At 59.5% G+C, this 9,848-nt stretch carries 7 protein-coding genes and 1 pseudogene; 6 read left to right on the top strand and 2 right to left on the bottom strand.

Annotation, left to right across the window (positions count from 1 at the left end):
* Both HDE79_RS17605 and HDE79_RS17610 read right to left on the bottom strand, forming a co-directional pair.
* On the bottom strand, positions 1–1,272 hold the full coding sequence (locus HDE79_RS17605) for an ABC transporter permease (protein WP_343205994.1): 1,272 nt from the start codon (positions 1,270–1,272) through the stop codon (positions 1–3).
* Between the two features lie 407 nt (positions 1,273–1,679).
* Positions 1,680–2,108: pseudogene (locus HDE79_RS17610) on the bottom strand (IS30 family transposase); the annotation flags it as partial.
* 266 nt (positions 2,109–2,374) lie between these two features.
* Between HDE79_RS17610 and pilV the strand changes: the two are divergent.
* The 6 genes from pilV to HDE79_RS17640 all read left to right on the top strand — a co-directional run bounded on the left by pilV (position 2,375) and on the right by HDE79_RS17640 (position 9,792).
* The gene (gene pilV, locus HDE79_RS17615) at positions 2,375–2,905 is read left to right on the top strand and encodes a type IV pilus modification protein PilV (protein WP_184603870.1); all 531 of its coding nucleotides are present in this window, start codon (positions 2,375–2,377) and stop codon (positions 2,903–2,905) included.
* Entirely contained in the window at positions 2,905–4,233 is a 1,329-nt protein-coding gene (locus HDE79_RS17620; RefSeq protein ID WP_184603872.1) for a PilW family protein, read from the top strand. The genes pilV and HDE79_RS17620 overlap by 1 nt, the downstream gene beginning before the upstream one ends.
* Positions 4,234–4,358: 125 nt before the next feature.
* Positions 4,359–4,988, top strand: a complete 630-nt coding sequence (locus HDE79_RS17625; RefSeq protein WP_184603874.1) for a PilX N-terminal domain-containing pilus assembly protein — start codon at positions 4,359–4,361, stop codon at positions 4,986–4,988.
* 19 nt (positions 4,989–5,007) lie between these two features.
* Positions 5,008–8,742, top strand: coding sequence for a PilC/PilY family type IV pilus protein (locus HDE79_RS17630; protein ID WP_184603876.1), 3,735 nt, complete (start codon positions 5,008–5,010; stop codon positions 8,740–8,742).
* Positions 8,732–9,190 (top strand): type IV pilin protein, encoded by a 459-nt coding sequence (locus HDE79_RS17635; RefSeq protein ID WP_221440228.1) that lies wholly within the window; start codon positions 8,732–8,734, stop codon positions 9,188–9,190. Before HDE79_RS17630 ends, HDE79_RS17635 begins: the two co-directional genes overlap by 11 nt.
* Before the next feature lie 5 nt (positions 9,191–9,195).
* Positions 9,196–9,792, top strand: a complete 597-nt coding sequence (locus HDE79_RS17640) for a GspH/FimT family pseudopilin (RefSeq protein WP_184603877.1) — start codon at positions 9,196–9,198, stop codon at positions 9,790–9,792.
* Positions 9,793–9,848: the final 56 nt, after the last annotated feature.

A 9,848-nucleotide genomic window follows, 5' to 3' on the forward strand; every position in this document is an offset into this window, starting at 1 on the left:
TCAATTGATCTTGATTTGCCAGGCGGGCTGGGTTTGCGCCGCTCGCCAGGTCGGGTACAGGGCGGCAGCCACCGTGGCGGTCATGGCAAGCAGCACGGTCAGCGCTATCAATGAGGTATCCGCATGCACGAGGCGTGCAATGGTCGGCTCGAAAAGGCCCCCGGCACCCCACACGCCCAGCAGCGTCAGCGCTACGCCGAGCAGGCCGCCGACGAAACCCATAGTGGCCGCCTCGATCAGGAACTGCCGGTAGATGACCGCGCGCGAGGCACCCAGCGCGCGGCGAATGCCGATTTCCGGCGCTCGTCGCATGAATCGGGCAAGCATGAGCCCGACGACGTTAACCAGGACAATCAGCAGAAAGCTGGCCGAGACCAGCATGGACAAGGTCGATGCTGGCGGCGTGACGTCCCAGTACACCAGTGAGTCCGTCAGATTGCGCAGGCGTATGTTGGGCGCCCACGAAAAGCGCCCGAGGCGCTGCTGTTCCGCGGCATAGTTGCGCAAGTATTCGCGGTAGTGGTCGGCATCGGCGGGTGTCGCCAGTTCCACCCAGGCATCGATCCGGTCACATTCGCTGTGCAGGTAACCATTCCAGTTGGATTTATCCGATAGCCACGACGCCGTCGGGCAATAAACGACCAGGCTGTCCTTCTTCATGTCGGTCGCGCGGGTGAATGGAATATAGATATCCCCTGCGTCATCGAAGTTATAGACCGTTCCATGACTGCCGGCGTCAAAAAAGCGGGGTCTCGGGTTCCAGTCCCCCAGCACACCGCTGATCCGAAAGAGTTGGCCATCCAATCGAATCTCTTGCCCGACACTGTTTTTTCCACCAAACAGCGTTTCGTTCAAGTGCCGACTGATCACCGCCACCGTGGCGTCGTGTGCATCGTCATCCGCCGTCCACCCGCCGCCAAAACGAAAAGGCACATCGAACATCGAGAAGAAATCGGCGGTCACCGCATCGCCACCCAGCGACATCGCCGAAACCAGTGGATTATCCGATTCCAGTTGCCACTTTGTGGCATAGAGCAGCGTTAGCCGACTCGCCTTGCGCGCACGCCACAGCGCCATCGCATCGATGTAGCTTAGGGACCAATGTGGTTCGCCCTGATCGGTGTAGGACGGACCAACATTGTCGATCAGCGGCACGTAAAGCTGGGACGACTTGGCGGGGAGTGGGTCGCTCGTGGTCGCACGGAACACGGCATAGCTCACCATGCAGGCCGCCACTCCGAACGCCAGCAGCGTGATCACCAGCGCGGTCAAAGCCTTGCTTCGTGCGCTGCTTCGCAACGCCAATACAATGTAATACCCCCCCATAACGCTCCCCTGTGATGTCACTCGATAGTTGGAAGATGTCCGGTCTGCCGATCTATCGAGCGCACTATCGTCTATGTGTTCATCGCTAATGCGACGCCCACGCCAATGCTGAGCACCATCAATGCGGTGAGTGCCGGATTACCCCTGAGGCTGCGTAGTGCGAGATCTAAGTAGTCGCTGAACAATGTCATGCCTCTCGGATGGTACGGAGTGCCGCACTCCAGCGTTTCTCTGCTCGAAGCGAATATCGTGCCAGTTATGCGATAAGCATTTTTCGATGTTTTTCATAGTGTTATAAGTCGTCGCGGCGCGCGCATTCTGTCCGCGGACAGAATGGCGGACAGTGCGGGGACATGCGAGGCGCGCTGCCAGGGATGCTGCGGATCGCAAAAGTAGACCCGGGTGTCTGTCGCCAAGGTAAAGCGACGGTGATCGGCCATCTTCTTTCCGCGATCCCAGGTCAGCGATCGATAGAGCTCTTTAGGCAAGCAACGCGCGTGCTTCACTAAGGCATCAATGACGGTCTGCGTATCTTTGCGTCGATCTTCACAAGCATCACATACCGTGTTTCCGCTCGACCAGCGTGGCGATCGGGCTGTTCCTGTCGCCAAACAACAAGTCACCTTCCAGTGCCCGGCACTGCGCGATCTTCCACCGCCGCCGGACGCTCACTGGTCGAAACGGTACCGTTGATCCTGCCGTGGTTATTCGTCTTGTTGCGTGTGGTGGCGCGAGTGACGCATGGCACGCGTACGTCGCCGGTGCGCCAGCAATTCCTATTTCCGCACCAGAAAAACAAAGGCTCACGCAAGCGGTTTTTTGTTTTCAATATCCTCATCTCGACCGGCAGCTCTACTGCGAACGCGGCGTGTCCGGCGTCGATAGCTGCTTCCGCCGACGCGAATACGGTCGACCTGGCGCTCACGCGCGTCTTTCCAGCCACCCTTGCTCACCGCTCGTCGGAGAAATGCTACCGCCTGTCGCGTAAAATCTTGACGTAATAAATTACGATAACTAGGGTGCATGAGTGACGCTAGGGAGAGTCTTCATGCAAGTTTTGTCGCGTCAGCGAGGGGTCTCGTTGATCGAAGTGCTGATGGCGGTGCTGATCTTCAGCGTCGGCCTGATCGGTCTTGCGGGTCTGATGGTAATGGCTGCGCGTTCCAACCATGCGGCCTACCAACGTACCCAGATGACGTTTCTGGCCAACAACATGGCCGATCGCATGCGCGCCAACCCGTTGGGCATCTGGAGTGGCAGTTATGACAGTGCTGCCTTCCCGATCACAGGCACGACCGATTGCGAAACCACAGCCTGCACGCCGGCCGATGTGGCCAAGCGCGACCAACAAACCTGGAGCGGTTTGCTGACCACGCTGTTGCCGAAGGCAACAGCCAGCATCAAGTGCGCCAGCAAAGACTCGCTCAGCTACAGCGGCCTCAATACGGATCAACTCAATCGGCGTCCGCCCTACGGGGGCAACTGTGCGATGACAATCAGCTGGGGCGAGCGTGGCGCCGGCGACAACACGCATAGCGACACCGCCATGCAAACCTTCGCCTGGGAGTTTCAGCCGTGATGGGCCACTTCTCTGCGCACAAACAGCACGGCATCACCCTCATTGAACTGATGGTGGCGATGGTGCTGGGACTGCTAGTGGCAGCCGGTATCGTCACCGTGTTCGCCTCTACTTCCAACAGCAACAAAGCGCAAACCCAGTTAGCGCTCTTGCAGGAAGAGGGACGTTTTGCCATCACCCGACTCAGCAACGACCTGCGCATGGCCAATGGCCAGTACTGCAGCAATACCGGTGGCGTTGCCAGCAATACCGGTAGCAACAATTTGTACATGGATGGCCTGCGTTCACCCAAGGTCTATGCCAAGGACCTGCTGGGTGCATTGAGCGACGTCACCACCAAGTGGGCTGCCGCGCCGTATCCCGCAACGCCTGTTGCGCCGTATTACTTTCCCGCGTTCCTGTCCATGCGCGGTTACGACTGCAGCAAGACTGCCCCATGTACGCCAGATGTGCCCGCAACGTTTTTAAAAGCCATGGGAACGGGTGTCGGTGCACGTGTTGTCGGTGCCAGCGTACTCACGCTGCGTTACATGAGTCCCTCACGCGGCTGGACGCTGGATGGCATCAACAGCACGGTCAGTGCTGATAGCACCGGCAAGCTGAAGAGCCTCACGCTGAAACCGGCCACTGGAGAGCCGGCCTTGTCAGAGTTCCAGGCGGGCCACCTCGCCATGCTTGCTGATTGCTCCAATGCACAGATCTTTGCGGTCGACGCCCCGTCGTCGGGCGTGTTGAATGTGCGTGCTGCGGATAATTTCTCTGAAAGCTCCCCGATCAACCAGCCGCTGCAGTCGGCACCAAGGTTGTTCGATCTGAATACCGACCTGCTCACTGTCACGTATTTCCTGCAGGTCATCGATGACGGCAATGGACGCAAAGTCGGAGCGTTGATGCGTCGTGTCAACGGTACAAGTGAAGAGGTCGTGCGCGGAGTGGAACGATTGGATTTTCTCTACGGCGTTGAAGACAGCAACGGCAGTACGCGTTATCTCAGTGCGTCCGGCGTGGATACCCGTGTCAACGGCGCTATCAACTGTCCTGCATCGGTACCGAGTGTCGACAGCAGTGCACCGGCGAGCAATCCCGCGGGTTGTCTGTGGCGCGCAGTCAAGAGCATCGAGGTACGCATCCTGATGGATGGGCAGGTACCCCTCTATACGCTCACTTCGAATGAACTGAACTACACCTATGTGGCCGACAAGATCACCGTACCCAAGGCGCCGGATGATGCCGGCCGCGTGGTCAAGCCGGTCGAGCAGGGCTTCGCCAATCCGGTGCTGCGCCGCGAGTTCAGCGCACTGGTTTCCCTGCGTAACTACAACCCGTGATGTGCGAGGAATCCGTCGTGTCCCTATTTTTTCGCATAAGCCAACAAATCTTTTCTCCAATGAAGGCGCCAGTAGCTATTCCCAACGCTTTCCGGCGTCAGGGGAGGAATGCTCGTGGAGTCAGTATGTTCCCACGTGCCCAGCAAGGCGCGGTGATGGTCGTGGCGCTGATCTTCCTGATGTTGTTGACCCTTCTGGCGATCAGTGCCTCGAGCCGTTCGTTGCTGCAGGAGCGGATGGCGGGTGGTTTACGCAATGCGCAACTGGCCGAGATCGGTGCGGAAGCTGCATTGCGCGGAGCGGAGTGGCGCCTGTGGAGTCTTCCAGCGCGAGGTATCCGCTTGAACTGCCCGAGCGATTCCCTGGCTAACTGTTACGCCTTTGATGCGATCAATCCGAGCAGTTATGTCACTGCGTTCCGTAGCGGCGCCGGCTGGCCCACGAGCGGCTCTACGGAATACAAGGGTGATGGCGGCAACTTCGACTACACCACATTGGCCTCCAGCAGCTTGGCTGCCGCCCACAAGCCGGTGGCGAAATTAGCGAAGAATCCACGCTACATCATCGAACGGCTTGGCCAGGAAACCTCGCCTGGTGTCGGCAGCCAGATCGAGGGCGGCGTCACCGCCGCTTACGGCAGCAGTTCCACACCGTCCACCGCACTGTGGATATGGCGCGTCACGGCCCGCTCCACCGGCGGCAGTGAAAACACGGTGCGGACATTGGAAAGCACCTACGCCGCTCCCGGCAACTGAGTCACGAGGCTACAAGATCATGCGCAGTGCTAACTCCATACATGGGCGTGTGACCGCCTGTCTGAGCGGTCTGGTTATGACCCTTGCGGCCGGTTTCTCGGGTGCTTCCTTGGCCGGTACGGTGGATCTGAGTACCACGCCGCCGGAGGCCAGCACCACGGTGGCGCCGAATCTGGTGCTGACCTTCGATGATTCGGGTTCGATGAACTGGCATCACTCGCCGGATCAGCGACCGTATACCGGCGCGGGCTGGAACACGGCCAGTGATACCGACCAGAGTGCTTCGGCAAATATCACCTATCGCTCGCAGGCTGGCCCATATCTTTGCGCCGGTGTGATCACGCCGGGCATCACGGATCCAACCGATCCGCGCGCATGGAGCATGAACGGTGTTTATTTCAATCCGGACAATACCTATGCCCCGCCATTGAAGGCGGATGGCACCACGGCGATGCCGGATTCGTCGTATACGAAAGCCTGGGACAACGGCATTCAGATCAATCGCCCGGTCAGTCCGGTTGCTGTACTGACCTCTGGTAGCAGCCAGAACACGCGTGATCTGAGCAGTGTCTCCTTTTGCGGAAAAACCGGTGCGGGCTACTACAAGTACAACGGCACCAAGGCCAGCCTGCCCCTGGATGCGAAAGGGCAACTCAATACGACGGCTACAAACGCTCTTTACACGAGCGGTAGTTGGACTTGGGTAGCGCTGACTTCGGCTGCGGACCAGAAGAATTTCGCGAACTGGTATTCGTATTACCGCACTCGCACGATGGCTGCGGTGACAGCGATCTCGCGTGCCTATGCGCCATTCGACAAGAGCGTGCGCGTCGCGTGGCAGAACATCAATTCAAACAATCTGAGCAACAGTACGGCGATCTACAAGTTCGTGGATGACACCACGACCAACAACGTACGCACCAAGTTCTACAACTGGCTGTTTGCCACGACGGCCAGTGGCGGCACGCCGAATCGTTCGGCGGCGAAACTGGTGGGCACGTATTTCACCAATCGCACCGGCGCCGTGGACAGCAACCCCTACTGGGACAGGGACGCGGGCAAGGAGTTGGTCTGCCGGCAGAATTTCCATATCCAGATGACCGATGGCATGTGGAATGGCGATACCGGAATTACTTTGCCAGCGACCAGCGGCAACGACACCGCGAACATTTCGCTGCCTGATGGCCGACCGTTTTCAACGGCCGACAAGGAAAGTGGGATCGTCTGGAATGAAGTCAGCAACTCCGTCGTGACGATGGCGGACCTGGCGTTCTATTACTGGTCACGCGATCTGCAGGCTGGCGTCAGTGGCACCAGCCTGTTCGCCACGCAGGCCAACCGCCGCAAAGTGGCATCGTATGTCACCGATACCTCGCCGAACCTGTTCGGCACGCCGCTGACGGCGAACAGCGATCCGCGCGACAACAAGGAGATCTTCTGGAACCCGGTGAACGATCCGGCGAGCTGGCCACATCTCGTGCAGTACATGATCGGCTTCGGCGCCTCGGGCTCGCTGGCCAACAACGACACCACCTACGCCAGCTTGCGCAAAGGTGGCACGCAATGGCCCGCGCCGGTGGTTGCTACCGACGACGGCAAGAAGATCGATGACATGTGGCATGCCGCCCTGAACAGTCGTGGCCAGTTCTTCGCTGCCAACAGCCCGAGTGACCTGATCGCCGCACTGACCAAGATCATCAGCAGCATCGTGGCGCGCAGTACGACGGCAGTGGCTGCCAGCTTGAGTACGTCGGTGCTCGGTCCTGCGGCATTGACCTACCAGGCCGGCTACGACACCAATGATTGGACAGGCACGCTGACCGCCAATCAGGTGAATTCCGATGGCACGGTTTCCACGACGGCGATATGGAACGGCCGTGACCTGCTCGATACCCGGGCAAGGGCGGGTGATACCCGGGTGATACTGACCAGTACGGGAGTGGGAACCAACAAGGGCACAGCCTTCAGTGGCACGTCTGCGGTCAACGTAATCAACGCAGTGGACTCGAATTTTGGCACGGGTACGGCAGGCGCCGATCGGCTGGCATGGCTGCGCGGCAACCAGAGCAAGGAGGGCACCAGTTTCCGCCAGCGCAACCACATCCTGGGTGCGGTGATGAACGCACAGGTGCTGTACGTGACGCAGCCAGCCAGCGGCTATCGCAACATGTGGCCGGCCACGTCGAGCGAGGCCAAGGCAGAAGTCGCCGGTACTGGATATGCCAAGTTCCAGTCGGACCACGCCACGCGCGCACCGACGATCTACGTGGCGGCCAACGATGGCATGTTGCATGCGTTCGATGCCAGCGCCGCCAATGACACGTATCCCGCGACCGTCGACGTATCGCCGAACCCAGGCAGGGAGCGTTGGGCATATGTGCCGTATTCGGCATACGGACGACTGACCAATTGGTCTGCGCTGACCAACTTCAGCTTCCAGCCATCGGTGGACGGTACTCCGGTAAGTCGTGATGTTTATTTTGGCAGTGGCAGCAACTCGGGCTGGCACACCATTCTCGTGGCCGGCCTGCGTTATGGCGGCCGTGGTGTATACGCGCTGGACATTACCGATGCGTCGGCCAGCGAGTCGTCACCCGGTGCGAAAGTGCTGTGGGAATTCAACAACACCAGTACGGGGGGCGCCAATCTCGGTTACACCTTTGGCCGTCCCAATATCGGTCGGCTGGCCAGTGGTCAATGGGTGGTATTGGTGCCAGGCGGTTATTTACCAAGCGGCAGCACGGATGCCGCAGCGAGCAACAATTTCAGCTCGCTGTTCGTACTCGATGCACAGACCGGCGCGTTGATCAGAGAGATCAAGACACCCACCACGGTCAGCGGCGTCACCGGCACCGTGGTGAGCTATGGTCTTACCACGCCGGTGCTGGGTGACTATCAGGGCGACCAGATCGACGACGTGGCATTTGCCGGTGATCTGCAGGGCAATATTTGGCGTTTCGATCTGACTGGCAGCAGTACTAACTGGAGCGCCGAGCTTTTCTTCCGCTCGTCCAATCCGGGTGATCGCCCGGTGACGGTGATGCCACGGTTGTTCGCCGATCCGATCGGCGGGGGTCTGGTGGTGGTGTTCGGCACGGGCAAGTATCTGGCCAGTGCCGATAACGTCATCGACAGCAATACCAAACAGCAGGCGGTATACGGCATTCGCGATTCCGGTCAGTCCAGCCAGGCCGTGGTGGTGGAGGGTGCGGCCGCCACCCCGTTGGTGGCACAGACGCTGACCGAGAAAAATTCCACCCGAGGTCTGACCACCAACGCGGTGCCCGTAAAGAACCCGGGAACGGGCATAACGAACCGCGGCTGGTACTTCAACCTGTACATCAACGATGGCACCAATCAGACCGACAAAGGCGAGCGGGTGGTGGTTGATGCCACGTCGCTGTCCGATACCAACCATGCCGTCATCACGACGCTGATTCCGCAAGACAACGATCCTTGCGACCCCGCACCACGTGGTGCCGTGATGTTTCTGGATGCAGCTACGGGAGGCGCTGCATCGGGCGTGGATTTCGGCAGCATTTCAGGCTGGCCATCCGGCTTCACGCAGGCGGGTGCGCTGGTAAAGAACCCGCCGACCGGTGGCTTCCTGCCGGTCGCCACGGCCGTGGGCGGTGGTCAGATCTATCTGCCGGGGCTGACGCTTGAAGGTGGCTCACAGGCGGGGAAAACACCGAGCGCAGGCGCACCAATCTGGCGCCGACGCTCATGGCGAGTACTCAATAATGACCAATAATGTCGGCAAGGGGATAAAGGTTGTGGCACGTGCGCGTGGCTTTACCCTGATCGAACTGATGATTGTGGTGGGGATTATTGCGATCCTCGCCGCCATCGCGATTCCAGCGTATGGCCGCTATGCATACCGTGCCCGCCGCGCGGATGGCCAGGCACTGCTGCTGCATATCGCCAATGCGCAGGAGCGAAATTATGCGACATACAATCAATACGGCACGCTCAGTGGCACACCGGGATTGGGCTATGACGACCCGGCGATTTCGGAGAAAGGCTATTACTCCGTTGCCGTGACGTTTCCGGGCGGCATCAGTTCATCGTTCCTTGCCCGGGCTACCCCGGTCAGTTCGCAGGCAAAGGACGTCTGCGGAACGTTGTCGATCGACAACACGGGTACCAAGTTGCCAGCGCAGACCGATGCCACCTACAACACCAATGGCAGCTGCTGGTGAGCATGATGATCAACAAGCCAGCTCGTCAGCATGGTTTCAGCCTGCTCGAACTGATGACCACGATTACGGTGGCGGCAATCTTGCTGGTGATCGCCGTACCCAGTTTTCGTGACGTGATCCATCGTAACCAGGTCAGTTCGGCCAGCAACGAAATACTGGCCAGCCTGGCGTATGCGCGTACCGAGGCGATCACCCGCGGCCAGCTGGTATCCCTATGTCCAAGTGCGGATGGCGCGAGCTGCACAGCAGGAGGTCAGGCATTCGGTCCAGGCTGGCTTGTCTACACCTATCCGGCGGGTGTGGTATCCGCCAACAAAGCTTACGACTCGACCAAGTCGATCTTGCTGCGTGCCACCACGGCGCGTACTGGCGTGTCGATCCAGTCCAAAAGCGCCGAGATCGTGACCTTCGGTCAGCAAGGCCAGCTGAAATCTGCCACGACCTCGCCCACGCTAACCATCGTAGCCTGCTACAGCGATAGCACTTCCAGCGGAAATAGCAGCAGCACCACGGCAGTGCTCGGCGTCGAGCTGGACGTGAACGGTTCCGGCAGCGTGCAAACGAAGACGTTGGCGGCTGGTGCATCTTGCACGCCTAGCTAAGCCGGTCTGCACCGCAGGACTGACACTGACGTGCCGGCTCACCGAGGTGTGAAACA

Source organism: Rhodanobacter sp. MP1X3, from assembly GCF_014207165.1.
In the GTDB taxonomy this organism is placed as follows: domain Bacteria; phylum Pseudomonadota; class Gammaproteobacteria; order Xanthomonadales; family Rhodanobacteraceae; genus Rhodanobacter.